The organism is Crossiella cryophila (assembly GCF_014204915.1).
Classification (GTDB): Bacteria; Actinomycetota; Actinomycetes; order Mycobacteriales; family Pseudonocardiaceae; genus Crossiella; species Crossiella cryophila.
Map to the genome: position 1 here is coordinate 3050922 of NZ_JACHMH010000001.1, position 25822 is coordinate 3076743.

22 protein-coding genes are annotated in these 25822 nt (G+C 71.4%); 11 read left to right on the plus strand and 11 right to left on the minus strand.

What is annotated here, in order from left to right:
• Positions 1 to 49: 49 nt before the first annotated feature.
• A complete protein-coding gene (locus HNR67_RS14270; protein WP_185002499.1) occupies positions 50 to 943 on the plus strand; it encodes a methylenetetrahydrofolate reductase in 894 nt (297 codons plus the stop codon).
• A gap of 162 nt (positions 944 to 1105) precedes the next feature.
• Positions 1106 to 1342, plus strand: coding sequence for a hypothetical protein (locus tag HNR67_RS14275; protein WP_185002500.1), 237 nt, complete (start codon positions 1106 to 1108; stop codon positions 1340 to 1342).
• Positions 1343 to 1359: 17 nt separating this feature from the next.
• Here HNR67_RS14275 and HNR67_RS14280 read toward each other — a convergent pair whose 3' ends face one another.
• Positions 1360 to 1743 carry a RidA family protein gene (locus HNR67_RS14280; RefSeq protein WP_185002501.1) on the minus strand — a complete coding sequence of 128 codons (384 nt, stop codon included), beginning with the start codon at positions 1741 to 1743 and terminating at the stop codon, positions 1360 to 1362.
• 432 nt (positions 1744 to 2175) lie between these two features.
• Here HNR67_RS14280 and HNR67_RS14285 point away from each other — a divergent pair, with 432 nt between their 5' ends.
• Positions 2176 to 3189, plus strand: coding sequence for an AraC family transcriptional regulator (locus HNR67_RS14285; RefSeq protein WP_185002502.1), 1014 nt, complete (start codon positions 2176 to 2178; stop codon positions 3187 to 3189).
• Here HNR67_RS14285 and HNR67_RS14290 read toward each other — a convergent pair.
• Positions 3106 to 3777: a DUF3153 domain-containing protein gene (locus HNR67_RS14290; protein WP_312987238.1), complete on the minus strand. Its 672-nt coding sequence runs from the start codon at positions 3775 to 3777 to the stop codon at positions 3106 to 3108. The genes HNR67_RS14285 and HNR67_RS14290 overlap by 84 nt on opposite strands.
• Before the next feature lie 94 nt (positions 3778 to 3871).
• Between HNR67_RS14290 and HNR67_RS14295 the strand changes: the two genes are divergently transcribed.
• Positions 3872 to 5557, plus strand: coding sequence for a DUF885 domain-containing protein (locus HNR67_RS14295; RefSeq protein ID WP_185002504.1), 1686 nt, complete (start codon positions 3872 to 3874; stop codon positions 5555 to 5557).
• Positions 5558 to 6418: 861 nt separating this feature from the next.
• Here HNR67_RS14295 and HNR67_RS14300 read toward each other — a convergent pair.
• Positions 6419 to 6988 (minus strand): GNAT family N-acetyltransferase, encoded by a 570-nt coding sequence (locus tag HNR67_RS14300; RefSeq protein ID WP_312987240.1) that lies wholly within the window; start codon positions 6986 to 6988, stop codon positions 6419 to 6421.
• A gap of 230 nt (positions 6989 to 7218) precedes the next feature.
• On the opposite strand from HNR67_RS14300, the gene HNR67_RS14305 reads away from it, so the two are divergent.
• The 4 genes from HNR67_RS14305 to HNR67_RS14320 all read left to right on the plus strand — a co-directional run bounded on the left by HNR67_RS14305 (position 7219) and on the right by HNR67_RS14320 (position 11031).
• Complete coding sequence (locus tag HNR67_RS14305) at positions 7219 to 7662, plus strand: SAV_6107 family HEPN domain-containing protein (RefSeq protein WP_185002506.1); 444 nt, start codon at positions 7219 to 7221, stop codon at positions 7660 to 7662.
• A complete protein-coding gene (locus HNR67_RS14310) occupies positions 7659 to 8429 on the plus strand; it encodes a maleylpyruvate isomerase N-terminal domain-containing protein (RefSeq protein WP_185002507.1) in 771 nt (256 codons plus the stop codon). The genes HNR67_RS14305 and HNR67_RS14310 overlap by 4 nt, the downstream gene beginning before the upstream one ends.
• A gap of 96 nt (positions 8430 to 8525) precedes the next feature.
• Positions 8526 to 9275 (plus strand): MerR family transcriptional regulator, encoded by a 750-nt coding sequence (locus HNR67_RS14315; RefSeq protein WP_185002508.1) that lies wholly within the window; start codon positions 8526 to 8528, stop codon positions 9273 to 9275.
• Between the two features lie 226 nt (positions 9276 to 9501).
• Positions 9502 to 11031, plus strand: coding sequence for a TROVE domain-containing protein (locus HNR67_RS14320; RefSeq protein ID WP_185002509.1), 1530 nt, complete (start codon positions 9502 to 9504; stop codon positions 11029 to 11031).
• Between the two features lie 49 nt (positions 11032 to 11080).
• Here HNR67_RS14320 and HNR67_RS14325 read toward each other — a convergent pair whose 3' ends face one another.
• Both HNR67_RS14325 and HNR67_RS14330 read right to left on the minus strand, forming a co-directional pair.
• Positions 11081 to 12715, minus strand: a complete 1635-nt coding sequence (locus HNR67_RS14325; RefSeq protein WP_312987244.1) for an FAD-dependent monooxygenase — start codon at positions 12713 to 12715, stop codon at positions 11081 to 11083.
• A gap of 53 nt (positions 12716 to 12768) precedes the next feature.
• A complete protein-coding gene (locus HNR67_RS14330; protein ID WP_185002511.1) occupies positions 12769 to 13383 on the minus strand; it encodes a TetR/AcrR family transcriptional regulator in 615 nt (204 codons plus the stop codon).
• A 121-nt stretch (positions 13384 to 13504) separates the two neighbouring features.
• Between HNR67_RS14330 and HNR67_RS14335 the strand changes: the two genes are divergently transcribed.
• Together HNR67_RS14335 and HNR67_RS14340 are read left to right on the plus strand one after the other, a co-directional pair.
• The gene (locus tag HNR67_RS14335; RefSeq protein WP_312987246.1) at positions 13505 to 14140 is read left to right on the plus strand and encodes a GntR family transcriptional regulator; all 636 of its coding nucleotides are present in this window, start codon (positions 13505 to 13507) and stop codon (positions 14138 to 14140) included.
• Positions 14137 to 15144: a 1-aminocyclopropane-1-carboxylate deaminase gene (locus HNR67_RS14340; RefSeq protein ID WP_185002513.1), complete on the plus strand. Its 1008-nt coding sequence runs from the start codon at positions 14137 to 14139 to the stop codon at positions 15142 to 15144. Before HNR67_RS14335 ends, HNR67_RS14340 begins: the two co-directional genes overlap by 4 nt.
• A 25-nt stretch (positions 15145 to 15169) precedes the next feature.
• Here the strand turns inward: HNR67_RS14340 and HNR67_RS14345 are convergent, their stop codons facing one another.
• A complete protein-coding gene (locus tag HNR67_RS14345) occupies positions 15170 to 15883 on the minus strand; it encodes a TetR/AcrR family transcriptional regulator (RefSeq protein ID WP_185002514.1) in 714 nt (237 codons plus the stop codon).
• A 102-nt stretch (positions 15884 to 15985) separates the two neighbouring features.
• On the opposite strand from HNR67_RS14345, the gene HNR67_RS14350 reads away from it, so the two are divergent.
• Positions 15986 to 17413: a serine hydrolase domain-containing protein gene (locus HNR67_RS14350; protein ID WP_185002515.1), complete on the plus strand. Its 1428-nt coding sequence runs from the start codon at positions 15986 to 15988 to the stop codon at positions 17411 to 17413.
• A gap of 208 nt (positions 17414 to 17621) precedes the next feature.
• On the opposite strand, the gene HNR67_RS14355 is transcribed toward HNR67_RS14350, so the two are convergent.
• The 5 genes from HNR67_RS14355 to HNR67_RS14375 all read right to left on the minus strand — a co-directional run bounded on the left by HNR67_RS14355 (position 17622) and on the right by HNR67_RS14375 (position 25762).
• Complete coding sequence (locus tag HNR67_RS14355; RefSeq protein ID WP_185002516.1) at positions 17622 to 18137, minus strand: hypothetical protein; 516 nt, start codon at positions 18135 to 18137, stop codon at positions 17622 to 17624.
• A 17-nt stretch (positions 18138 to 18154) separates the two neighbouring features.
• Positions 18155 to 19105, minus strand: a complete 951-nt coding sequence (locus HNR67_RS14360) for an endonuclease/exonuclease/phosphatase family protein (RefSeq protein ID WP_221489892.1) — start codon at positions 19103 to 19105, stop codon at positions 18155 to 18157.
• 66 nt (positions 19106 to 19171) lie between these two features.
• Positions 19172 to 23755, minus strand: a complete 4584-nt coding sequence (locus HNR67_RS14365; protein WP_185002517.1) for an ATP-dependent helicase — start codon at positions 23753 to 23755, stop codon at positions 19172 to 19174.
• 91 nt (positions 23756 to 23846) lie between these two features.
• Positions 23847 to 24164: a hypothetical protein gene (locus tag HNR67_RS14370; RefSeq protein WP_185002518.1), complete on the minus strand. Its 318-nt coding sequence runs from the start codon at positions 24162 to 24164 to the stop codon at positions 23847 to 23849.
• Positions 24165 to 24934: 770 nt separating this feature from the next.
• Positions 24935 to 25762: a class I SAM-dependent methyltransferase gene (locus HNR67_RS14375; RefSeq protein WP_185002519.1), complete on the minus strand. Its 828-nt coding sequence runs from the start codon at positions 25760 to 25762 to the stop codon at positions 24935 to 24937.
• Positions 25763 to 25822 lie beyond the last annotated feature (60 nt).

The following is a 25822-nucleotide window of genomic DNA, read 5'->3' on the forward strand; positions in this document are numbered from 1 at the left end:
TGTTGGAACAACCGATCTGCACCGGGTGCCCGGCCAGTAACCTTGGCGTATGACGTCGGTGGTGGATCGGCTGTGCTCGGCACGGCCCTCGTTCTCGGTGGAGTTCTTCCCGCCGGGGGATGAGAACGCGGAACGGCAGCTGTGGCGCTCGATCCGTGATCTGGAACCCCTGGAACCCAGCTTCGTCTCGGTCACCTACGGCGCGGGCGGCACCAAGCGGGACCGCACCATCCGGATCACCGGCCGCATCGCCGCCGAGACCACGCTGACCCCGGTGGCGCACCTGACCGCGGTCAACCACTCCGTCGCCGAACTGCGCAACATCATCGGCTGGTACGCCTCGGCCGGGGTCACCAACGTGCTCGCGCTGCGCGGCGACCCGCCAGGCGACCCGCACGCCGAGTGGATCCCGCACCCGGAGGGCATCACGCACGCCGAGGAACTGGTCCGCCTGGTGCGCGGGCTCGGCGACTTCTGCGTCAGCGTGGCCTGCTTCCCCAACGGCCACCCGCGTTCCACCGGCCTGGAGGCCGACGCGGACTACCTGGTGCGCAAGTTCGAGGCCGGCGCGAGTTACGCGGTGTCCCAGACGGTGTTCCGGGTCGAGGAGTTCCTGCGGCTGCGCGACCGGGTGGCCGCGCGCGGCATCGACGTGACCAAGGTGCCGCTGCTGCCCGGCCTGATGCCGATCACCTCGGTCAAGGGCGTGCGCCGGATGGCCGAGCTGTCCGGCGACCCGATCCCGCCGGAGGTGCTGTCCCGGATCGACCCGATCGCCGAGGACCCGGCCGCGGTGCGCGAGGAGGGCGTGCGGATCGCGACCGAGCTGTCCCAGCAGTTGCTCGCCGAGGGTGTGCTGAACCTGCACTACTACACGCTGAACAAGTCCACCGCGACGCGTGAGGTGCTGGAGAACCTGGGATTGGTACCCGCCAGAGCGTGAATGGTCGGCCCTGCGGTCCGCACGGACCGTAGGGCCGACTGGTCCACTCAGGTGCAGCCGTTCGTCGCATCCGGTCTCCTTGTGATGAACGGATACGGTGAATGCCGTTGCGCCACATGACTTTCGCTATGGTCAACACACCCGGCGAAAGGTGGTGCCCCGTTGTCGCTCCACCACCTGACCGCACCGCCGACCGCGCCGGACATCCAGCCACTGTTGTCAGACCAGGCGCAGTTGACCATCGTGCTGGTGGTCTGGGTCGTGGTGGCGGTGATCCTGGCGGTGGTGGTGGTGCGCTCCTGCTGGCGGCGCAAGCGGGCGGACCGGCGTTCACGGGCCGATGACGCGGGCCCGTTCATCCGGTTGATGCCACCGGAACCGGACACCAAGGCGAGCTGAGCCGCATCGCCCGCTGATCAGCCCAGCCGGGCGTCCACCTCGATCTCGATCCGCGCCCGTGGGTCCAGCAATCCGCCCACGAGCATGGTGGCGGCCGGCCGGGACTGGCCGAAAGCCTTGCGCAGCAACGGCCAGCACGGCTCGAAGTCGGCCCGGTCGGGCAGCAGGTAGCGGACCCGGACCACCTCGTCGAAGGTGCAGCCCGCCTCACCCAGCGCGTGCTCGATGTTGCGCAGGCACTGCGCGGCCTGCGTCACGACGTCCTCGGCGATGGTCATGGTGGCGTAGTCGAAACCGGTGGTGCCGGAGACGTAGACGTGCTCGCCGACCACGACGGCCCGTGAATAGCCGATCTGCGCCTCGAAGGTCGACCCGCTGGAGATGACCCGTCGTTCACTCATGGGGTCGAGGCTAGGGCTTGCGCGCGGGCGGCCCTAAGGGGTTTCCAGGGCCCCGGACGGTCGTGCAGGCGCCAGGCGTGGCGTTGCCTGGCGCCTGGTCACGCCGACCGGGGCGCGGGGCGGCGACCCTGGCCGCGGGAGTCGGCCGACCGGGTCGCGGGCGCGGGCGCCCGGCGTGGGATCCGGACGCCCGGCGGTCGGGCACCGAGGACCACCTGCAGGTCCCCGACCGGCCTCGCCGTCCGGATCTGTGTCGCCGCCATGCTCGTCGCCTCCTGGTCTCGACGCGCACACCCCCAGTGGTCCGCGTCGTGCAGCGAAGGTATTCCGGGCGCTCCGGCGGGTAAATCCACTTCGCGACAGGATGGGTGCCGCATTCCGGACAACCAGCGCCACGGCTGGGACGTCCTCGTTACGGCACGGGGAGTCAGCATGATCTTGTTCGAGGGCCGGGATGTCGACGAGGTGCACGAGGTGGTCAGCAACCACTTCGCGCCGCATCGGCTCCGGGTGGTGGAGAACCAGCCCCTGGCGGGGCGGTTCACGGCGGTGCACGTCGGGGCGGTGTCAGTGTTCGAGCTGGGTTATGGCGCGGATGTCGAGGTCCGGCCGGGGGAGATGCCCGACATCTACAACGTGCACGTGCCGCTGAGCGGACACGGGGAGCTGCGGGTGGACAACCTGGCGGTGGGCACCGAGAGCAGTGTGATCGGGCCGGGGCAACGGTTGCGGATGCGCTGGAGCGGGGACAGCAACACGCTGATCCTGCGCTTCGCCCGCGCCGCCATCGACGAGGCACTGGCCACCCGGCTCGGCGACCTGCCTGCCACGCCGACCCGGTTCGATCCGGAGATCAGGGCCGCGGCCCAGTCCTGGCTGGTGGCCATGCGCGCCTTCGCCGACAACGCCGCGGCCGGCCTGTTCGCCCGGTCCCCGCTGGCCGCCGCGCACTTCGAGCAGATGCTGGTGCACGGCCTGCTGGACACCCAGCCGCACACCCTGAGCCAGGCGCTGGCCGGACCGGAGCGCACCGAGCTGCCGCAGGTGCTGCGCCGGGCGATGGCCTACTGCGAGGAGCACGCGGCCGAGCCGATCACCCCGGCGGACATGGCGGTGGCGGCCAGGGTCGGGGTGCGCTCGCTGCAACGCGCCTTCCGCACCCACCTGGACACCACGCCGCTGGCCCACCTGTACCGGGTCCGGCTGGACCGGGCGCATCAGGACCTGCTGGCCATCGCCGAGGGCCGGGCCAGCGGGTCGGTGACCGAGGTGGCGCTGCGCTGGGGATTCACCCACCTCGGCCGGTTCTCCGCGCAGTACCGCCAGGCCTACGGGCACCCGCCGGTGCGCACGCTGCGGCCCTCAGCCCACGGGTTCGAGCCGGGCCACGTAGCGCCGGTGCGCGACGAAGGCCATCACGTACACCAGCAACGCCACCCCGCCTGAACCACCGGCGACCACCAGCGCCCAGTACTGCCAGGACTCGGTGCGCTGGTCGGCGTAGGAGACGGTGGCGGCCAGCTCGGTGATCTCCCCGGCCTTGGGGGACCAGGCGATGCCGTCGGCGACGTGCCTGCCGTTGGTGCTGGCGATCCGGCCCGGGAAGTTGATCCGGATCTGGACGTCGGTGCGGTCCGGGGCCAGCGAGGTGAGGTCGACCGAGCCGGACAACGTGACCAGTCCACCGGAGCGGCGCAGCTGCAGCCGGTAGTTGGTGGACATCAGGTCGGTGGCCGAGGAGAGCTGGCGCAGCTCCTCGAAGGTCAGCCCGTTGAAGAACAGCTGCGAGCCGGCGTAGCCCTCCCGGCTGTGCGGCAGCACCCGGACCCGGCTGGCCAGCTCGGCAGGCACCTTGAGCTGCGGGCCCAGGTCGCCGTCGCGGGCGGGCAGGGTGAGCAGCACCAGTTCCCCGGAGACCCGGTCGTCCTCGGTGACCGCCATGGTCAGCGAGGCGCGCACGCAGCCGGAGAGGAACAGCACGCACAGCAGCCCGAGCAGCGGCAGGGCGACCAGTCGCGGGCGGGACAGGGGCACCGCGCCATCCTGCCAGCCGTTCGGGTGAGCTGTCCTTGACGGCGCACAAGAACTCGAAAGCGTCCACCCATACCCGCCCGGTAGCGTCCGCTGCATGTCCGCGACCGAAGGCGTCCATCAGATCAGCGAGCGGTACGTGCGAGACCTCGCCGCGCTCGACCCGAACACCGCCACCTACCTCGGTGTCCCTGGTCATGACGACAAGCTCACCGACTATTCGCCGGAGGGCCACGGCGCCCGCGCCGAGCTGGCCCGCACCGCCCTGCGCGACCTGCGCGCCGCCACCGCCGCGGACGCCGACGAGCAGGCCGCCAAGGACGTGTTCCTGGAACGGGTCGGGCTGACCGTGGAACGGCACGAGGCCGGTCTGGACGTCAGCGAGCTGAACGTCATCGCCAGCCCAGTGCACGAGCTGCGGCAGACCTTCGACCTGATGCCCAGTGACACCGCGCAGGACTGGGCGGTGATCTCGGCCAGGCTCGGCGGCATGCCGGTCGCGCTGGAACAGGTGCGCGCCGCGCTGAGCCACTCCGCCGCGCACGGCCGCACCTCCGCGCTGCGCCAGGTCCGCCGGGTGGCCGAACAGTGCGAGACCTGGGCGGGCCGCCGCGGCGGGGAGTCCTTCTTCAGCACCATGATCGCCGCCGCCGACCAGGTCCAGGGCGTCTCCGCGGCGCTGACCGGCGAACTGCGCGCGCACGCCGAGTCCGCCTCGGCCGCCTACGCCGACTTCGGCCGCTTCCTGCGCGAGGAACTGGCCCCCAGCGCCCCGGAGAAGGACGCGGTCGGCCTGGAGGTCTACCAGCTCTCCTCCCGCTTCTTCACCGGCGCCGAGCTGGACCTGCAGGAGGCTTATGACTGGGGCTGGGAGGAGTTCTCCCGGATCGAGGCCGAGATGAAGCAGGTGGCCGGCCGGATCCGGCCTGGCGCCACCCTGGCCGAGGCCGCCGCCGCGCTGGACGCCGACCCGCGGTACCGGGTGCACGGCCAGGACGCCTTCCAGCACTGGATGCAGGAGCTGTCCGACCGGGCCCTGACCGAGTTGCGCGGCGTGCACTTCGAGATCCCGGACCGGCTGATGAAGCTGGAATGCCGGATCGCCCCGCCCGGCGGCACCGTGGGCGCCTACTACACCGGCCCCACCGACGACTTCTCCCGCCCCGGCCGCATGTGGTGGTCAGTCCCCGCCGACAAGGAGGACTTCTCCACCTGGCGCGAGGTCTCCACCGTCTACCACGAGGGCGTCCCCGGCCATCACCTGCAGATCGCCACCGCGGTCGCCGAGGCCGAACGCCTCAACCGCTTCCAGCGCCTGCTCTGCTGGGTCTCCGGCCACGGCGAGGGCTGGGCCCTGTACGCCGAACGCCTGATGCGCGAACTCGGCTACCTCGACGACGACGGCAACCTGCTGGGCATGCTCGACGCCCACCTCTTCCGCGCCGCCAGGGTGATCGTCGACATCGGCATGCACCTGGAACTCCCCATCCCCGCAGGCTCCGGCTTCCACCCCGGCGAACGCTGGACCCCAGAACTCGGCCTGGAATTCCTCCTCACCAGAACCATCACCGACGCCACCCACGTCCGCGACGAGATCGACCGCTACCTCGGCTGGCCCGGCCAGGCCCCCAGCTACAAACTCGGCGAACGCCTCTGGCTCCAGGCCCGCGACGAAGCCAAGCAACGCGAAGGCGCCAACTTCGACCTCAAACACTTCCACGAACGAGCCCTCAAAATGGGCGCCATGGGCCTAGACCTCCTCCGCACCCGCCTAGGCGCCTAACCCCGTCCCACAACAGCCAACACCCCGTACAAGAACGGCCAACACGCGGTACAAGAACGGCCAACACGCCGGGAGGGGTTCGGGTTTGAACCCCCTCCGCGCGTGTTGGCCGTTGTCGTACCCAGTGTTGGCCGTTCTCGTACGCCACGTTGGCCGTTCTTGTACGCCTTAGGCAACTACGACCGGGCGAAGCCCGGAGGAACGAGCAGTCGGGGTGGCTTTTCAAACACTCCCCGAGCGGTTCCCCCATCCCCGTCAGCCTGGAGAGGACACACCACATCCCGGGTGCGCAGACCGCAACCTGCTTGGCCCTAGCCTCCCAACCGCAACGGTCTGCGTGCCCGGGATGTGGTTTGGTATCGGAAGGCTGACGGGGATGGGGGAACCGTACGAGCACTGCTCTTCTTCTCTGCTCTTGTCTTTGATTTTCCCCCCCCCATCCTTTGATTCCTGCCCGTCCGGCGAGGACGCTCTTGATCTTGACTGTCGCTCGGGTACCTCAGCAACAGAGGCCAACAACGCAAAGATCAAGAGCGAAAAAGATGGCCTCGCCGGCCGGGCAGACCACCGGAGGGGGGAGGGCAGATCAAACCCCGGGATGAGCAGGTTGCGGGGCTGGGCAGGCTGCCGGGGCCTGAACCAGCGTGGCTCCGAGGGCTCGCGTGTTCTCCGCACGGCCTTCCGCAAGCCAACCACACCCCGAGGAGCGGCCCCGGTCACGTTGGGTTGGCCGGGCGGCGGTTTGTGTTGCGGGGGCCGCTCCTCGGGGCGCGGTCAGCAAGCTCCAGGCCGTACGGAGAACACACGAGAACCCTCGTCGTGGGGTTTTCACCCCCAACCCCAAAACCCAAACCCCACCGCTCAAAGCGGCAAAGACCGCCCCAAAACAGCAAAAGGCCGAGGATCCCCCGTGAACGTGTAATGCCGCAACACGTCCTCAAACCCCAACCGCCGATACAACTTCCAAGCCCGAGAAGGCCCCTCCGGAGTCGACAACAACACCGTCCCCGAATCCGCCCGCCCCATCAACCCCCGCAACAACTGCTCGCCCAACCCCTTGCCCTGCGCGTCCGGCCGCACATGCAACTCGGTCAGCTCGAAGTAATCGCCCATCCACAGATGCACCTGATCCGGCGCCGCCACCGCGGTCAACCCCCGCCGGACCTGCTCATGCCACCACTGCCCGCTCGCGCCCCGGTAGCCGTAGCCGATCCCGGCCAGCGCGCCCTGCTCGTCGAAGGCGCCAACGCATCGCCAGCCCACCCGGACCATGTGCGCCAGCCACATCGGGGCCCGCTGCTGCACGGTGCTCGGCGGGTACCGCATCGCCGCCACGTACAGCGCCAGGGCCTCACCCAGGCGCAGGCGGAGGTCGTCGGCGGTCAGCTCGACGACGGTCTCGCTGATGCCGGGATGCTCTGCTGCGCTCACCGTCCCATCAGACCATGACCGGCCGCACCGGCGGTGTTCCGCCCCACGTCGAGATGGGTTGAGCATTGTCGGTGCCCCAGGCTAGGGTGGAGTCGTTCGAACGCATGTTCGAGAGATCGTGTGTTCGGACCAAGCCGGGCGGCGGGGTGGGGGAAGCACCTCGCCGCCCGGCGCCGCCGGCTTCCCCTCGGCGGAGTCGTCCTTTGTGGTGACGTTCTGAGGAGGCCGTGATGTCTGTCCCCGTCCACTTCCCGATCCAGCGGCGCAACTCTCCCGAGCTGCCCTACCGGCCGCGCACGGGTCCGGTGGCCGCGGCCGGTCTGCTCGCCCAGGCCCAGCGTGGCCTGGAAACAGCCCGCAGGGAGCCGCAGCCGGCCGAGCGCTACGCCGTGGCGCACCTGGCCGCCCTGCGCGCCGCCGCCTCGGTGCTGGCCATCCGGGCGCGTCCCCGCCCCGGCAAGAACCGTCCGACCAGCGTCTGGGTGTTACTCGCCGCCGCAGCCCCTGAGCTGCGGGAATGGGCCGCCTTCTACGCCTCGGGCGCCCATCGCCGGGCGCAGGTGCAGGCCGGGATCACCCGGCTGGTCACCCAGCGCGACGCCGATGACCTGCTCCGGCAGACCGAGGACTTCCTCGTGCTCGCCGAGCGGGTCCTGCACGAGGCAGACAGGTGAGCGGGCAGGCACTCATCGACCCGGCCCGGCTGCTCGACGTCCTGGAGAACGAGGGCGAACTGCTCGCCGTCTGCGCGGCCGAGGCCGACCTGACCAGCACCGTGCCCGCCTGGCCGAGGCGCACCCTCGGCGAGGCGGTCCGCGCGGCCGCGCTCGGCTACCGGCTCGCGCTGAGCTGGCTCCGCACCGGGGCGCCGCCACTGCTCACCAGCGAGGAGGACGAACCGGACGATCCACTGCCCGACCAGGTGCGCGCCGGACTGCGCGCCCTGGTCGGCGAACTGGCCGGGCACGACCCGTACGCGCCCTGCCCGACCTGGTGGCCCGCCGATTCCAGCTACGGGTTCTGGCGGCGGCGGATGGCGCACGAGAGCACGCTGCACCGGGTGGACGCCCAGTCCGCCGCCGGCAGCCCGCTGCTGGAGATCGCGCCGGAGTTCGCCGTGGACGGGGTGGACGAGGCCCTGCAGCTCTGGCTGGGCTACCGGCTCGGGCGGCTGGGCATCACCGGCCCGCAACGCGGCACGGTCGGCCTGCGCACCGGCGGCCACGCCTGGCTGGTGCACACCGGACCCGAGGGCACGGTGGCCGAGCGCGTCTCGGCCACCGAGGCCGCGGGCGCGGACGGCCTGGTCACCGGCGAGCCCATGTCGGTCTACCTGTGGCTGTGGGGCCGGGTCCCGGACCGCACGGTCACCCTGGAGGGCAGCAGGGACGCCACCGCCCAGCTCTGGGCGCTGCTCCGGCTGGCCACCACGGCCGGGTGAACCGGGTCACCTTCTTCCGTCTTCGCGGTTGACCTTGACGCTGCGTCAACTTCTACCGTTGCTCTCACCGAAGGAAACAACGAGAGGTGAGCGGCGATGGAGTGGTCGATCCAGGACATCGCACGCTCGGCGGGCACGACCAGCCGCACGCTGCGCCACTACGGCGAGCTGGGGCTGCTGCCGCCCAGCCGGGTGGGGAGCAATGGTTACCGGTACTACGACCAGGACTCCCTCGTGCGCCTGCAACGCATTCTGCTGTTGCGGGAACTCGGCCTGAGCCTCCCGATGATCACCGAGGTGCTCGACGGGCAGCGGGACACCGCCGCCGCGTTGCGCACCCACCTCGAACTGCTGGAGCAACAGCGACAGCGGATCGGGCGGCAGATCGAATCGGTGCGGACCACGTTGCGCAAGACGGAAGAAGGTGAAGAACTGATGGCTGCCGAGGTTTTCGACGGCTTCGACCACACGAAGTACGAGCAGGAGGTGACCCAGCGCTGGGGCAGGGAGACCTACCAGCGCGGTGACCAGTGGTGGCGCGGGCTCGGCGAGGCCGGCCGCCAGGCCCACCTGGACGAGCAGGTCGCGATCGGCACCGCGCTGGCCAAGGCCGCCGCGGCCGGCAGGGACCCCGGTGACGCCGAGGTCCAGGCCATCGTGGCCCGGCACTACGACTGGGTGGTCGCGGGCTGGCAGGGCAGGCGACCCACCGCGGAGCAGTTCCGCGGGCTCGGCGAGATGTACGTCCAGGACGAGCGGTTCACCGCGAACTACGAAGGATTCGGCGCGGGCGTGGCCGAGTTCGTCCGGGGCGCGATGGCGGTCTACGCCGACCGCCTGCGGTAAATCGGTTGGGGTGACTGAACATCCCGGCTAATGTTCTGCATGTGCCCGGTGCGCAGGCAACGGTTACTTCCACTGATCCTGGCGATGTCGCGGGTTCAACTCCCGCCCAGGCTTCGGCCTGGTAGCTCAGTCTGGTAGAGCACGCGTACCGTCGCCGCTCTGATCTCGGGCACACCCAAACTTTCTCTTTCCGTTATCCCACAAGGAAATCCCCGGGGGGTGTTCCATGAGCAAGTTCAACCTGCTGACGCGGCTGCGTCGGCGCACGTACGAGGGCGGTCTCGCCTACAAACGGGACACCCGCACCGAGCTTTTCCTGTTGGCCATCAGCAACCTCGTCGGCGAGGCCACGTTCTACGAGCTGGCCCAGGACCGTGACAACCGTTACGCCGCACTGGTTCGCGCCGCCACCCTGGCCGATCCGGAGTGGACGGCGCGGCTGCTGGCCTGGCTGCGCGGCTCGGCGAACCTGCGGTCCGCCGCCCTGGTGGGCGCGGCCGAGTTCGCCAAGGCCCGCCTGGACAACGGCCTGCCCGGCCAGTCCCGGCAGGTCCTCGACTCGGTGCTGCGGCGCGCGGACGAGCCGGGCGAACTGCTGGGCTACTGGACCGCGCGCTACGGCCGGACGATCCCGAAGCCGGTCAAGCGCGGCATCGCGGACGCGGCGCGGCGGCTCTACGACGAGCGTTCCGCGCTCAAGTGGGACTCGGCAGGCCGGGACTACCGGTTCGCCGACGTGCTGGAGCTGACCCACCCGGCGCCGCTGGACGAACGCCAGGGCCTGCTGTTCCGCCGGCTCATCGACGAGCGGCACGGCCGCGCGGGTGAGCCGGACGGACTGCCGGTGCTCCAGGCCCGCCAGGCCCTGACCGCGTTGCCGGTCGAGACCAGGCGAGCCCGGCTGGCCGCCGATCCGGCCCAGGCCGTGGCCGACCTCCGCGAGGCCGGCATGACCTGGGAGGCGCTGGCCGGCTGGCTGCAGGGTCCGCTGGACCCGGCGGCCTGGTCGGCGGTGATCCCGTCCATGGGCTACATGGCGTTGCTGCGCAACCTGCGCAACTTCGACCAGGCCGGGATCAGCGACCGGGACGCGGCCGGGATCGGCGCGAAGCTGGCCGATCCGGCGCAGGTGGCCAGGTCCAAGCAGCTCCCGCTGCGCTTCCTGTCCGCCTACCGGGCGGCCGGGGAACGCTGCTCGGGCGTGCTGGACACGGCGCTGGGCCACTCGCTGGCCGCGGTGCCGCGCCTGTCCGGCCGCACCCTGGTGCTGATCGACACCTCCTACTCGATGACCGACTCGTTCTCCCGCGACGGCACGCTGAAGCGGTGGGACGCGGCGGTGGTCTTCGGCCTGGCCCTGGCGGCCAGGGCGGCGCGTCCGACGGTGGTCTCCTACTCCAGCGAGAGCCAGGAGTTCGCGGTCCGCCCGGACGAGCCGGTGCTGCGTGGCGTGCGGCGCTGGCAGGAGGAGGGCTACTTCCTCGGTCAGGGCACGGACACGGTCGGCGCGCTGGAGCGGCACTACCGCGGGCACGACCGGGTGGTGCTGCTGACCGACGAACAGCACGGCCAGGGCGACGTCAACAGCGCCGTCCCGGCCAGGGTTCCGCTCTACACCTGGAACCTGGCCGGTTACGCCACCGGCCACACCCCGGTGAGCCAGCCCAATCGGCACACCTTCGGCGGCCTGTCCGACCGCTCGTTCGACCTGCTGACCCTGGTGGAACGCGGCGAACGCGGCGACTGGCCGTTCTAGACCCGGTGGACCGAGCGATCACGGGGATTGCTCGGTCCACTGTGGACGGTCATCGCATCGGCTTGCCGAACCAGGTGGCCAGCGCCCGGCGCAGCGCCTCCGCCGCGCCGGGCGTGTCCGCGTTGCCTGCCCAGGCCACGTAGCCGTCCGGCCGCACCAGCACGACCTCGACTTCCCCAAGCCCGGCCCCGGTGCCTGCCACTGAGCGCACCCCGGCCGAGGCACCCAGTGCGGTCGGCTCGGCATCGGCATCCGCTGCCTGCCGGGTCGGCTCCACGTCTTCCGGTTCGAGCTTCGCGGACACCACGTCCACCCAGTCCGCGGCCACCGCGGCCAGTTCCGGCGCGTCGGCCAGCGTCAGCAACAGCGGCCTGCCCGCGCGCATCAACTCGGCCACCCTGGTGGGCCCGTGCCCGGTGCGCAGGGACACATCCGGCAGCCAGCGCCCGACCAGCGGATGCGGATCCTCGACACCCATGTCGTAGCGGATGTCCGCGCCCGCCATGAGTTCCGCGATCCGCCGGGTCACCACCGGTTCGGTCAGCAGCTCCTCGAACAGGGCGCGCGCCGCGGTCACATTCGGCCCCGGTGAGACCAGCGCGGTCTGCGCCCTGGTGTGCATGAGCACCCGCTCGCCGACCGGGAACCGTTCCCGTGCGTAGGTGTCCAGGAGTTCCTCGCCACTGCGGCCGGTGACCACGGCGGCCAGTTTCCAGCCCAGGTTCAGCGCGTCCTGCAGCCCCAGGTTCAGCCCCGGCCCGCCCATGCCGGAGTGCACGTGCGCGGAATCGCCGACCAGCAGCACCCGGCCCTCGCGGTAGCGGTCGGCCTGCCGCGAGTTGATGCCCGCGGTGGTGCAGTCCGGCTCGTCCATCCCCTCCACCGCGCGCATCGGGATGTCCGCGCCGAGCACCCGGCCCGCCGCGGCGCGCAGTCCGGCCAGTCCGGTCTCCGCCTCGTCCCGGTGCCATTCCATGATGAACACCCGGTACCGGCCGGGCTCGAACATGCCGTAGGCGAACAATCCGCGTTCGGTGCGCCGGAAACTGGCCGGGTACAGCCTGCCGATCCCCGGCACCTCCAGCTCGCCGGTGCCCGGCACCGCAACCGGCTCCTCGATGACCACACTGCCCATCCAGCCGGTGAAACTGTCGTCGGTGATGCCGGGAAACCCGATGCCGCAACGCTTCCGGATCGTGCTGCGCCCGCCGTCCGCGCCAACCAGGTAGCGGGTGCGGATCTCCTGCTCGCCGTGCGGGGTACGCACGGACAGCGTGACGCCGTCGGCGTCCTGACGCAGGTCGGTGACCTCGTGCTCGCGCCGGATCTCCACCCCGAGTTCCCGCGCGCGTTCGGTGAGCAGCGCCTCCATCCTGGCCTGTGGCACCATCATCACCCGCAACGGATGATCGTCCACAATGGACAAATTCAGTAACATCGCGCCGAACTGGAAGAACGGCGCGCGCGGCGCCCGGCCGGGCTGACCGCTGAACCGCTCGGCCAGCCCTCGGTAGTCGAGTGCCTCGATGACCCGGCCGACCAGTCCGTTGGCCTTGGGTTCCAACGAGGGTTCGGCGAGTCGTTCCAGCAGCACCGGCCGCACTCCGGCCAGTGCCAGTTCACAGGCCAGTAGCAACCCGTTGGGTCCGCCGCCCGCGATGATCACGTCGTGCTGTTCTGCCACGGTGTCCTCCATTGCTCTTGCCAGCTGGACAAGGGCACGGGGGAGGAAAGTCGTTACGGCGCGGGGAGTCCGGCGGAGACCTGGGCCAGCGCGTCGGCGATCAGCGGGATCACCGGCCGCGGTGGATCGGAGTGCAGCCAGATCTCGGTGGCCACCCCGATCGCCGAACTGACCGCGCCGGCCACCAGTCGCGGGTACAGGTCCTGCCCGAGGTCGGTGCCGGTGCGTTCGGCGATGGCCACCGCGAACTCGTGATCGGCCAGTGCGCTGGCCTTGAGGAACTCCCCGGTGAGGCTGGGGTCCTCGGTCATCAACCGCACCCCGGCCTGCCACACCGGGTCCGGCGGTTTCTGTTCCAGCGCCCGGAAATGCCCGAGCACCGACTCGGTCAGCGCCGCCCACAACGGCTGCTCGGCCGGGCACTCCCGGAAGCGGACCGCGATCTGCCTGGCCCGCTCCAGATGCCGGTAGGCGATCGCCTCGGCCTTGCTGCCGAAGTAGTTGTTGAACGTCCGCGCGGACACCCCAGCCTCCGCCGCGACGTCCTCGACCAGCACGTTCTCCAGTCCGCGCTCGACAGCCAGCTTGATCGCGGCCCAGCTCAGCGCGTCCCGGGTGGCGGCCTTCTTGCGTTCCCGCAGCCCGGGTTCCGGCTTCGCGCTGTCCATGCGGAAACCGTAGCGAGGAACATGCGGGGCGCGCAAGTTTTCGGGTCACGCAGTTTTCAGTCGAGGTGGTGGCCGCTTCCGGTCCGCGTGCTACGGTCCCGGTATGCAATATATTAGTCGGGTGGACCGGTCGCTGCTGCGGGACCGCGCGCTGACCGCCATCCGCCGGGCCATCGTGGTCGGCGACCTGCCGCCCGGTTCGCCGGTCCGCGACGTCGACCTGGCCGAACGCCTTGGCCTGTCCCGAACTCCGGTGCGCGAGGCGCTGGCGCGGCTGACCGACGAGGGCCTGATCGAGAGCAAACCGCACTCCTACACCCGGGTCACCGCGGTGGATCCGGTGGCGGTGCGGGACGCGCAGGTGGTGGTGCAGGCCATGCAGGCGGTGGCCACCCGGCTGGCGGTGCCGCGCTTCGGCCCGGCCGAGCTGACCGCGATGCGCGCGGCCAACGAGCGCTTCGCCGCCGCACTGGCCGCCGGTGATCCACTGGGTGCGCTGGCCTCGGACGAGGAGTTCCACGCGGTCGCGGTCAACACCTGCGGAAACGTCGCGGTGGCCGCCACCATCGAGCGGTACCTGCCGGTGCTGCAACGGGTGGTGCTGCTGCGGTTCGACTCGCTCGCCGGGCGCGACTCGGTGCGCATGCACGAGGAGATCATCCGCGCCTGCGCCGCCGCCGAGGCGGGCCGGGCCGCCGAACTGGTCGAGGCCAACTGGGCCGCCCTGAACACCCACGACGACGGGAGCAGCACGTGAGTCTGGCGAATTTCCCCCGCTATCCGCTGTTGTTCGGCCCGTCCCCGGTGCACGAGCTGACCCGCCTCACCCAGCACCTGGGCGGCGCCCGGATCTGGGCCAAGCGCGAGGACTGCAACTCCGGCCTGGCCTACGGCGGCAACAAGATCCGCAAGCTGGAGTACCTGGTGGTGGACGCGCTCGCGCAGGGCTGCGACACCCTGGTCTCCATCGGCGGCGTGCAGTCCAACCACACCCGCCAGGTGGCCGCGGTCGCCGCGGTGACCGGGATGCGCGCGGTCCTGGTCCAGGAGGACTGGGTCGAGCACGACACCCCCGGCTACGCCCAGGTGGGCAACCTGCAGCTGAGTCGGTTGCTGGGCGCGGACATCCGCCGGTCCAAGGCGGGCTTCGACATCGGCCTGCGCCCCAGCTGGGAACAGGCGTTGGACGAGGTCCGCGCCGCGGGCGGCACCCCGTACGCCATCCCGGCAGGCGCCAGCGACCACCGCCTCGGCGGTCTCGGTTTCGCCCGCTGGGCCCAGGAAGTGGTGAACCAGGAACGAGAACTGGGCATCTTCTTCGACACCATCGTGGTCTGCTCGGTCACCGGCTCCACCCACGCCGGCATGATCGCCGGCTTCGCCGCGGCCGGCGGCCCATCGCGCCGGGTGATCGGCATCGACGCCTCCGCCACCCCCGAGGCCACCCGCGACCAGGTCCGCCGCATCGCCGAGGGCACAGCGTCCTTGCTGGGCACCGAAATCCCGGCGGACGCCCTGATCCTGGACGAGCGCTACCACGCCGGCGTCTACGGCCTCCCCGACGAACAGACCCTGGAGGCGATGCGGGTGGCGGCCCGGATCGAAGGCATGATCACCGACCCGGTGTACGAGGGCAAGTCCATGGCCGGCCTGCTGGACCTGGTGTCCCGCAAGGAGATCGCCCCGGATTCGACGGTGCTGTACGCGCACCTGGGCGGGCAGCCCGCGCTCAACGCCTACCCGGAACTGTTCGCCAGCTAGCCAAGACCTCGCCTGGTCGCCCGGCCTAGCCCAACCGGGCGGCCAGGCCGTCCAGCACCCGCCGCAGGCCGTAGTCGAAGCGATCCTCCCGTGGCTGGTCCTGGCCCGCGTACAGCGCGGTCAGCTCGGCCAGCCGCGGATAGGGCGCCATCGCCAGCACCGCCGTCTCCCGCAACCGATCCGCCCACTCCGCCTCGTCCTGCCCGCTGCGCGCCAGCGTGGTCAGCCAGGCCGCCTCGCTGGTGCTGATGCCGATCACGTACGCGGCCACCACGCTCAGCGCCTGATCCGCCTCGGGCAGGTCGAAACCGGCGGCCAGGTAGACCCCGAGCATCCGGTCGTTGAGCCGCATCACGTTGGGGCCCAGGTAGGACAGCCCAACCTGGCCCAGCACCGAGGCCAGCCACGGGTGCCGCAGGATCACCGCGCGCATGCTGTGCGCGCAGGCCGTGGCCCCCGCCCGCCAGTCCGCGTCCGGGTCCGGGATCTCGATCTCGCCGTAGACCTCGTCCACCACGAGTTCGATCAGCTCGTCCTTGTTGGCCACGTGCCGGTACAGTGAGGTCGCGCCCGCACCCAGTCGCGCGCCGAGGTTGCGCATGCTCAGGGTGTCCAGGCCGTCGGCGTCGAGCAGCCGGACCGCCTCGGCCACGATCTGCGCCCGGCTCAGCGCCGGTTGCTCGCGGGTACGCCGCGGACGGGTCCACACCGACAGGTTCGGCTTCTGCTCTGCGGCCATGCCCGAAGGTTAGCGCACAACGTACGCAGTTGCGTCTCTGTTCGCCGTCTGCGTACAGTGTGCGCAACAACGGAACATCGTTCGCAAACTGGGGAGAATCCGATGACCTTCGACCTCACGCACTGGCAGACCCGCCTCGACCAGCTCCGCGCCGCCCACCAGGTGCCGGGCGCCACCCTGGCGGTGCTGGTGGACGGCCGGATCCACGAACTGGCCAGCGGGGTCCTGCACCGCGGCACCGGCGTCACCGCCACCACCGATTCGCTGTTCCAGCTCGGCTCGGTCGCCAAGGTCTACACCGCGACCCTGGTCCTGCGACTGGTCGAGGCGGGCAGGCTGGACCTGGACGCCCGGGTGATCGACGTGCTGCCCGGATTCACCGTCGCCGACCCGGTGGCCACCGCCACGGTCACCGTCCGCCAGCTGCTCAACCACACCAGCGGCCTCAGCGGCGACTTCAGCCTGGACACCGGCCGCGGCGACGACGCCCTGGCCCGCTACATCGACGCCTGCGCCGACCTCGGCCAGGACTTCCCGCCCGGCGCGGCGTTCGCCTACAGCAGCAGCGGCTACAACGTGCTCGGCCGGATCATCGAGGTCATCACCGGCCTGACCTGGGACGAAGCCCTGCGCACAATGCTGTTGGAACCCCTGGGCCTGACCCACTCGGTGACCCTGCCCGAACAGGCCCTGCGCTTCCGCACCGCCACCGGCCACGAAGGCCCCCAGGGCGAGGACCCCACCCCGGTCCCGGTCTGGAACCTGATGACCCGCAACGCGGGCCCCTACGGCGGCGCCCTGTGCGGCAGTGCCGCCGACCTGGTCCGCTTCGCCCACCTGCACCTCAACGAGGGCCGCACCCCAGACGGCACCCGCCTGCTGTCCCCCGACACGGTCACCGCCATGCAGCACCGCGAGGTCGAGGTCCCCGACAAGTGGACCGTCAGCTCCGACGCCTGGGGCCTGGGCTGGACCCTCTACGACTGGAACGGCACCCCCGGCTACGGCCACGACGGCGCCGCCACCGGCCAGTTCGCCTACCTGCGCGTCATCCCCGGAGCCCGCGTCGCGGTAGCCCTGCTGACCAACGGCGGCGACGCGAGAATCCTGTACGCCGACCTGTTCCGCGAGCTGCTGGCCGAGATCGCCGACGTGCGGATGCCGGCGCCGTTCGGGCCGCCCGCGGAGCCGTTGGTGGTGGATGTGGCGCGGTTCGCGGGGACGTATCGGCGGGAGGGTGTGGAGATCACGGTCACCGCGGAGGGTGGGGTGGCGCGGCTGGTGTATCGGTTTGTGGGTGGGATGGCGGTGTACTCGGATGCGCTGGAGATGGAGTTGACGGCGGTGTCGGAGTCAGCGGGGGTGTCGGGGACAGCGGCGTCCGGGGCAGCGGGGGCCGGGGTGACGGTGTTCGCGGGACCGGGGACCGGGACGTTCAGTGGGGATTGGATGCCGGTGGTGTTCAGCCGGCTGCCGGATGGGACGGGGTGTGTGTACGTGGGTGCGCGGGCGACGCCGAAGATCGCCTGATCGGGTGACCTGGGGTGGCCGGAGCGGCGCGGATGCACGGTTCAACCCACGCATCCGCCCGACGCTCCGGTATCTCGTCGCCCCGAGCCCCGAGCCCCGAGCCCCGAGCCCCGAGCCCCGAGCCCCGAGCCCCGAGCCCCGAGCCCCGAGCCCCGAGCCCCCGGGCGGGCGGCTGGCGACTGGGGTGGCGTTGGGTGAGGTGTGGGGCTCAGCCCGTGGGCTGGACGTTCTGCCGGGCCTCGGTCGCGCTGGTCGGCGCCGGGAAGGTCAGCGGGCTGGTGTCGGGGCAGGCCGTCGGGTGGGCACCGCCCTCGGGGCGGCCCGGCTTGCCGAATTCCAGGGTGAAGCAGCGGAGGGCGGTGGCTTCCGGGGGGCCGGAGCGGCGATCGCCGGTCATCCAGTTGCTGCGCCAGCCCTCGCCGGTGACCCGGACCAGCAGGGAGACGCCACCCACGGCCCGGTCCACGCCCTCGGTGCGTAAGACCTGCACGCCTGGCTGTTCGACGGCCAGGCGGGCGTGCTCGGCGACGCCGGACAGGCGCATCCGGGCTAACTGGTCGCCGAGGGCGGTGGCGCGGCGGGTGGCGTCGGCCTCGGCGTTCTCCGGTGCGCCGGTGCCGTCGAACAGCCCGGTGAACAGCCACACCGGTACCGCCAGCAGTGCCGCGGCCACCGCGAAGATCGCCAGCCCCCCGGCGACCGAGTTGGTCGTGCGTATCCCCATGGGGAAATTTTGGCGGGTCAGGCGGTGAAGCGGAAGGTGCTCACCACCGCTGCGTGATCGGAAGTCCACTCGTTGTCGCGATGGTTGGGCACCGGCTTCGGGGTGCCGACCACCACCGTGCGGGAGTCCAGCACCCGCAGCGGGCCCTTGACGTGGATGAAGTCGATGCGGTCCTGGGGCTCCGCCTTCCCCGCCTGGTCGTTCCACGGGTAGACCGGCGACCAGGTGTTGCCCGGGTCGCGGGCCGGGTCGGGGTGGGCGGTGCGGTAGGAATCGGTCAGCCCGGCCTTGGCGACCTCACGGGTGGTCGGCCAGTCCAGCGCGTAGCCGCAGTGCGACTTCCGGGTGGCCCGGGTCCAGTCCAGGTGCGAGGGCGAGTTGAAGTCACCGGCCAGGATCACCGGCGTGTGCCGGGACTCGGCCAGCTCCTCGCGCAGCTCGGCCAGGATGTCGCGGATCTCCTGGGGACGCTGGGACTCCTCCTCTCGACGCAGGATCTGCTCGTTGGTCATGCCGGAGTGGCACGCGTCGTACGGGCCGTACGGCGTGTAGTTCAGGTGCGCCGACCAGACCACCGCCTCCCGGCCGCCGGGCAGCCGGATCCGGATCCCGGCGCCGCTGAGGGTTTTCCCGGCGGCGTTGACCGGCGCGTACTCCGCGATGATCGGGTGTCGGCTGATCAGGCCGAGGCTGTAGCTCGCCTGGTAGTGGTGCCAGCCGAGTTCAGCCGCCAACTCCTTGGCCGCGACGCTGTAGGTCTCTTGCATGGCCACCACGTCCACGGCCTGCTCCCGAAGAAAGCGGACCTGCTTGGCGCGGTAGTCGTTGACCTTGGTGCCGCCGTACCAGAGGTTGACCGACATGACCTTCAGCCGTTCCGGCGCGGTCTGCTGCGCCGCCGCGGGCACCGCGGTGGCCAGGGTCAGGCCGGCACAGGTCAGCAGGGTGAGAAGTCGAGTGAGTCGCACCCGGGCACGTTGTCAGTCGAAGGTGGACGGCAGGCAGCCGCCGATCGACGGGCGGGTTTCAGCTTTTCAGGCTCGTAGGCGTAGTCCCTTCGGTGTGGCACGGAAACCGGCCTCGCGGAGCACGTCGGCCAGGTGGGAGGTGAGCGCGGCCTCGCCGTCGGCGCGCTGCACCGCGAGCTGCCCGAGCCAGCCGTCGTGCACCGCCTGGGCCAGCGCGGACGCGCCCGCCCGCAACGCGCCGTCCTCCTCGGTGAAGGACAGCAACGACCGGCCGCCGCGCTCGACGTACAGCGCGGGCACCCCATCCACCAGCACCGCGAGCGCGCCCGCCTTGCGACCGGGCCGGTGTTTGGTGTCGCCGAGTGCCGCCGGCCAGGCCAGCGCCGCGCCGTAGGGCTGGGCCGGGTCGGCGGCGGCCAGCACCACCGCCCTTGGCTGCTCGGGTAAGGGCTCCGCGCCGCGGGAGTTGGCGCGTAACTGGTCCACCGCGCCGCGCACCGCGAACTGGGCCGCGCCCAGCCCCTCCACCACGTACCCGCGGACCACCTGCCCGGACTCCTCCATGGCCCGCAGTACCCGGTACACCCCACTGAACCCGCCGGTCACCCGCTCGGTGTCCAGCGCGCCCCTGGTGAGCACCCCGTGTCGTTCCAGGAACGCCTCGGCCCGCGCGTGCGCCCGCCGGGTCGGGTCCATCGCCCTGGGCGGCACCAGGGTCCACCGCCCGCCCGCGGTGGGCGGGCCACCGCGGCTGGGCATGGCCGGACGGGCCGCCCGCAACCGGGCGTAACGGCCGCGGGGCGCACTCGCCCGGGGCTTGTGCGTGGCGCCGCGACCGGAGACCAAGGCGCGCAACGGGGTCAGCGTGTCGTTGCTGACCAGTCCGGCCCACACCAGCTCCCACAGTCCGGCCAGCACCGCCTGGTCGTCGGGAGCTGGTTCCGCCTGGGACAGCAGGATTTCCCCGGCCCGGTCGGCGAGCTGCCGGAAGAACAGCGCACCACCGTCCAAAGTAGACAGAAGAGCGGTGTGCAGTGAGGTGGCCGGCGGATCGTCCTCGGGATCGGGCAGCAGCAGGTCGGCGACCTCGGTCGGCGCCAGCACTACCCAGCCGTCGCCACCGGCCAGTGCGCCACTGCCGGTCCAGGTGACCTCGCCACTGGCGGTGAGCTGGTCGAGCAGTGCGGGGGAGTAGCCGGGCAGCCGGGCGGGCAGGATCAGCGACTCCAGCGCGCTGGCGGGCAGTGGCGCGCCCGCCAGCTGTTCCACCACGGCCAGCACGTCGTCCTCGGTGGGCGCGAACCGCATCCGCCGGGAGACACCGTGCCAGGACGGCAGGAACCGGCCCAGGGCAGCGGGTTCCACCGGCTCGACCTCGGCACGCAGCCGGGCCAGGCTGGCCCGGCGCAGGCGGCGCAATACCTCGGCGTCGCAGTACTCCAGCCCGCCTGCCGGCACCTGCGCCTCGGGCAAGGGGCGCAGCTCGCCCTTGACCAGGCGGCCCAGGCCGGTCTGGCGTTCCAGCACCGAGGTGACCACGGCAACGCCGAGGCCGAAGCGGGTGGCCGCCTCGGCCGCGGTGAACGGGCCGCGGGAACGGGCATAGCGGGACAGCAGGTCACCGAGTGGGTCGGGCACGGGTTCGGTGAACACCTCGGGTACGCCCACCGGCAGGGCCGCACCCAGCGCGTCCCTGACCCGGCCGGCGTCCTCGATGGCCAGCCAGCGCTGCTCCCCGGCGATGCGCACCTGGATGGCCCGGCGGGCCGCGGCCAGTTCGGTCAGCCACTCCGGCTGCACACCGCGGGCGGCGGCCTCCTCGGTGGACAGGTCGCCGATGAAACGCAGCAGGTCGGCCGTGCCCTCCAGGTTCCGCACCCGGCGATCCGGGCTGAGGCGTTGCAGCTGCTGTTCGATCTCGGCGAGCACCTCGGGGTCGAGCAGTTCGCGGATCGCCTCCGCGCCGAGCAGTTCGGCGAGCAGGGTGCTGTCCAGGGACAGCGCGGCCGCCCGGCGTTCGGCCAGCGGCGCGTCGGTCTCGTAGAGGAACATGCCGACGTAGCCGAACAGCAGGCTGCGGGCGAACGGCGAGGGCGACGGGGTCTCGACCTCGACCACCTTGACCTTGCGGGCACGCACCTCGGTCATCAGCGCGCGCAGCCCAGGCAGGTCGTAGACGTCCTGGACGCACTCGCGCATGGCCTCCAGCACCACCGGGAACTGCTCGTAGCGCGCGGCCACCGCCAGCAACTGGGCGGACCGCTGGCGCTGTTGCCACAGTGGCACCCGCCGGTTCGGATCGCGCCGGGGCAGCAGCAGAGACCTGGCGGCGCATTCCCGGAACCGGGCGGCGAACAACGCGGAGGAGCCCAGCTCGGCGACCACGACCTGCTCGACCTCCTCCGGATCGAGCAGCACGTCCTCGGCGGTGGGTAGCACCTCGCCGCCGTCGCTGTCCCAGGCATCCGGCAGCCGCAGCACGATGCCGTCGTCGGAGTGCGCGACCTGCGCCTCCAGCCCACGCCGCTCGCGCAGCCGGGCCGCCACCGCCAGCGCCCACGGCCCGTTGACCCTGGCGCCGAACGGCGAGTGCACCACCAGTCGCCAGTCGCCCAGCTCATCCCGGAACCGCTCGACCACGATGGTCCGGTCGCTGGGCACGTGCCGGGTGGCGGCCCGCTGTTCGGCGAGGTAGCTCAGCAGGTTGTCCGCCGCCCACTCGTCCAGCCCGGCCGCGCTCACCCGTGCCCTGGCCATCGGTTCATCCACTGTGGACACTTCACGGACGAACTTGCCCAGCGCCCTGCCGAGTTCGAGCGGCCGGCCGGGGGAATCGCCCTTCCAGAACGGCATCCGCGCGGGCTGGCCGGGCGCCGGGGTGACGATCACCCGATCGTGGGTGATGTCCTCGACCCGCCAGGCGGAGGTGCCGAGCAGGAAGGTGTCGCCGACCCTGGACTCGTAGACCATCTCCTCGTCCAGTTCCCCGACCCGCGAGCCCGCGCCCTCGGCACTGGCCGGGGTCATGACGGTGAACAGGCCGCGGTCGGGGATGGTGCCGCCGGAGGTGACCGCGAGCCGTTGCGCGCCGGGGCGGCCGCGTAGTTCGCCGGTGATCCGGTCCCAGGTGATCCGGGCGCGCAGTTCGCCGAAGTCCTCGCTGGGATAGCGCCCGGCGAGCATGTCCAGCACCGCGTTCAGCGCCGAGTCGGGCAGTGCGGCGAACGGCGCGGCCCGGCGGACCAGCGCGGCCACCTCGGTGACGGTCTTGGGTTCGAGGGCGACCATGGCCACGATGTGCTGGGCCAGCACGTCCAGCGGGTTGCGTGGGTAGCGGACGGCCTCGATGGCACCCTCGGCCATGCGTTCGGCCACCACCGCGCAGGCCACCAGATCACCGCGGAACTTGGGGAACACCACGCCCTTGGACACCGCGCCGACCTGGTGCCCGGCTCGGCCGACCCGTTGCAGCCCGGCCGCCACCGACGGCGGCGCCTCGACCTGGACCACCAGATCGACCGCGCCCATGTCGATGCCCAGCTCCAGCGAGGAGGTGGCCACCACACAGGGCAGCACCCCGGACTTCAGCTCCTCCTCGACCAGGGTGCGCTGCTCCCGGGACATGGAGCCGTGGTGCGCCCGAGCGATCACCGGGTGCGCGCCGGTGGTCAGCCCGGACTGGCCGATCGCCTCGGCCGGGAAGTGGTCGAGGTCGACCCGGTCGTCGGGCTCGGTGGCGAGTTCGTTGAGGCGGGCGGTGAGGCGTTCGGCCAGCCGGCGCGAGTTGGCGAAGACGATGGTGGACCGGTGCGCGCGGACCAGTCGCAGCACCCGCTCCTCCACCGCGGGCCAGATCGAGGTGCGTTTCTCCGCCCCCGCGGCGGATCCGCTGACCTCGCCGGTCGGCTCGCCGAGGGTGGCCATGTCCTCGACCGGCACCTCCACCCTGACCTCGATCGTCTTGGGTGTCCTGGGCGCCACCACCTCGACCGGGCGGCCACCGGCGAGGAACGCGCTGACCTCCTCGATCGGCCGCACCGTCGCGGACAGCCCGATCCGCTGCGCCGGCGCGGCGAGGAGTTCGTCCAGGCGTTCCAGGGACAGCGCGAGGTGCGCCCCGCGTTTGCCGCCCGCCATCGCGTGCACCTCGTCCACGATCACCGTGTGCACCCCGCGCAGGGAGTCCCTGGCCGCCGAGGTGAGCAGCAGGAACAGCGATTCGGGCGTGGTGACCAGCACGTCCGGTGGCTTCCGGCCGAAGGCGCGGCGTTCCTCGGCCGGGGTATCGCCGGTGCGCATGCCGACGGTGATCGCCGGTTCGGGCAGGTCGAGCCGGTGGCTGGCCTGGCGGATGCCCGCGAGCGGTCCACGCAGGTTGCGCTCGACGTCCACGGCCAGCGCCTTCAGCGGGGAGATGTAGAGGACACGGCAGCGGCCGCGGGCGTCCTCGGGAGGTGCTTCGGTGGCCAGCCGGTCCAGCGCCCACAGGAAGGCGGCGAGGGTCTTGCCGGACCCGGTGGGCGCCACGACCAGGGCATGCCGACCCGCGGCAATGGCAAGCCAGGCACCCAGCTGGGCCGCGGTGGGCTCGGCGAAGGCACCCTGGAACCAGTCCCTGGTGGCGGGGGAGAACATCGGCAGGTCGGCCATGGCACCCATCCTCACCCCGCACCCCGACATTCGGCCTAATCGGTTATCCACAGGGCCCGGGGCGGGGCGGAGTTATCCACAGGGCGGCGGGCTACAGGTTGCGCACCAGGCCCACCGCGTCCGAGAGTGAGATGCCCGGGAATTCACGGCGCACCGCCCGGACCGCGACGATCTCGGAGTCGTCGCGGAGCAGGCGGATGTGGCCGAGATCGTGGGTTTCGCGGATTCGGGCCGCGGAGTGGAACTGGTCGCGGAATCGCTGTTCGCGCCGGGCTTTGTCCCGGTTCGAGCCGTAGATGGCCACGAACAGGCCGAGCAGGGCGACACCGATGGCAAGGGTGCTGTTGTCGGTGAGCACCAGGACGAGCGTGATCACTGCCGAGATCGCGCTCAGGATCGTCCACATCACCTGGGCAGCATATGTCCTGGCACGGTCGATGGCTGGCCGGTTGCGGACTGGTGTGGGCGCTCCGAATGCACCGGGTGCGCTGGTGGTCGGGATGTCCGGGCATCGGCTGGGCGGTGGTGCGGAGACCGCGACTGTGACTCGGGTCGCGGGGTCCTCGCCGCGGGCCTGGCGGTTGCCGGGGTGTCCGGTGAGAGCGGTGCTTGTTGGGTCGCCGATGGTCGTCGGCGTGGCTGGTGGTTGTTGGCGTGGCCGAAGACTCGCGGTGCGCCGGTGACCGCTGGAGCGTCGAGTGATTGCCGGCGTGGCTGAGGTTGCCGGTGTGTCTGGCAGGTGCCGGTGCGTTTGCCGGTGTGGCCGGAGGCTCGCGGAGTGTTGGTGACCGCTGGGCGTCAGGCGGTTGTCGGCATGGCCGGAGGGTCATGAGGCGTTGGTGACCGCTGGAGCGTCAGGCGGTTGCCGGAGCGCCGGATGTCGCGTGTGGCCGTGGGTCGCCGGTGCGTTTGGCAGCCGCCGGTGTGATCGGTGGTTGTTGGTGTGCTTGGCGCTGTCCGGTGCGCCGGCGGTTGCCGGGACAGGCCGGAGCGGTTGGTGGCTACCGCGAGGTGTGGTGGTTGCCGGAGCGGCCGCTGGGCTGCCCGGTGAGTGCCGGCGCGGCTGGTGGTTGCCGGGATGTCCGGCGGTTGCCGGAGCGCGTGGGGTGTCCCGTGCGCCCCGGCTGGCCGCTGGGCTGGCCGAACATGACCGGCTGAGGTCTGGGCGGTGTGTGTCGGCTAGGGCTTGGTGCCGTAGTGGACGGTTTTGGCGGACAGGAAGAACAGGTCCTGTCGTTGGTCCACGCCTGCTGGGTCCTTGGGGTCGAGCAGGCGGTCCAGGGTGGCCAGGTCGTCTGGGGCGAGGTCCTCGGCGAAGCCGTGGCGCTGGCGTTCCAGGGTTCGGCGGATGGTGTGGCGATGTGGTTCCGACAATGGAGAGGGGTGATCGATCAGGAAGGTCTTGCTGCGGACTTCGGTGAGGCCGGTGTTGGCGAAGAGGGCTTTCCAGTCCTCGACGACGGGGACTGTGCCGGGCAGGTCCGCGCGCATCCGGTTGAAGCGGTCGGCTGTTGCCGCGTCCAGCCGGGCAGCCAGGCCAGGACGGCCGAAGCCCAGGTCGCGGGGCAGGCAGCGGGCGGGCAGGCCGCCTTCGACGATGGCCAGCACACCGCCCGGGTTGAGCAACGCGGTCAGGCGGTGGAGCGCGTCCTGCTGGTCGCCGACGTGGTGCACGACCTGGCCGGACCACACCAGGTCGGCGCGGTCCAGGTCGGCGAGGCCTGCCGGGAACTCGGCCACCTGGGTGCGCAGGGTGACGCCGAGGCGTTTGGCGCGCAGTTCGGCGCGGTCCAGCAGTTCGGGGGTGCCGTCGACGGCGGTGACCTCGGCCTGTGGGAAGGCCGCGGCGAGCTGGCAGGCGGCCACACCCGGGCCGCTGCCGATGTCCAGGATGCGCTGCGGAGTCAGGTGGCTCAGCTCGGCCAGTGCCTGCTCGACGTACGGGAAGTTGGTCTCGGCCTCGCGTTCGAGCAGGTCGGCCATTGCGGCCCAGTCGATGTCGGTCATGACCCGACCATGCACCCAGGCGAGGAATATTGACAAACTTCTTTGCTGTTTCTGCAATAT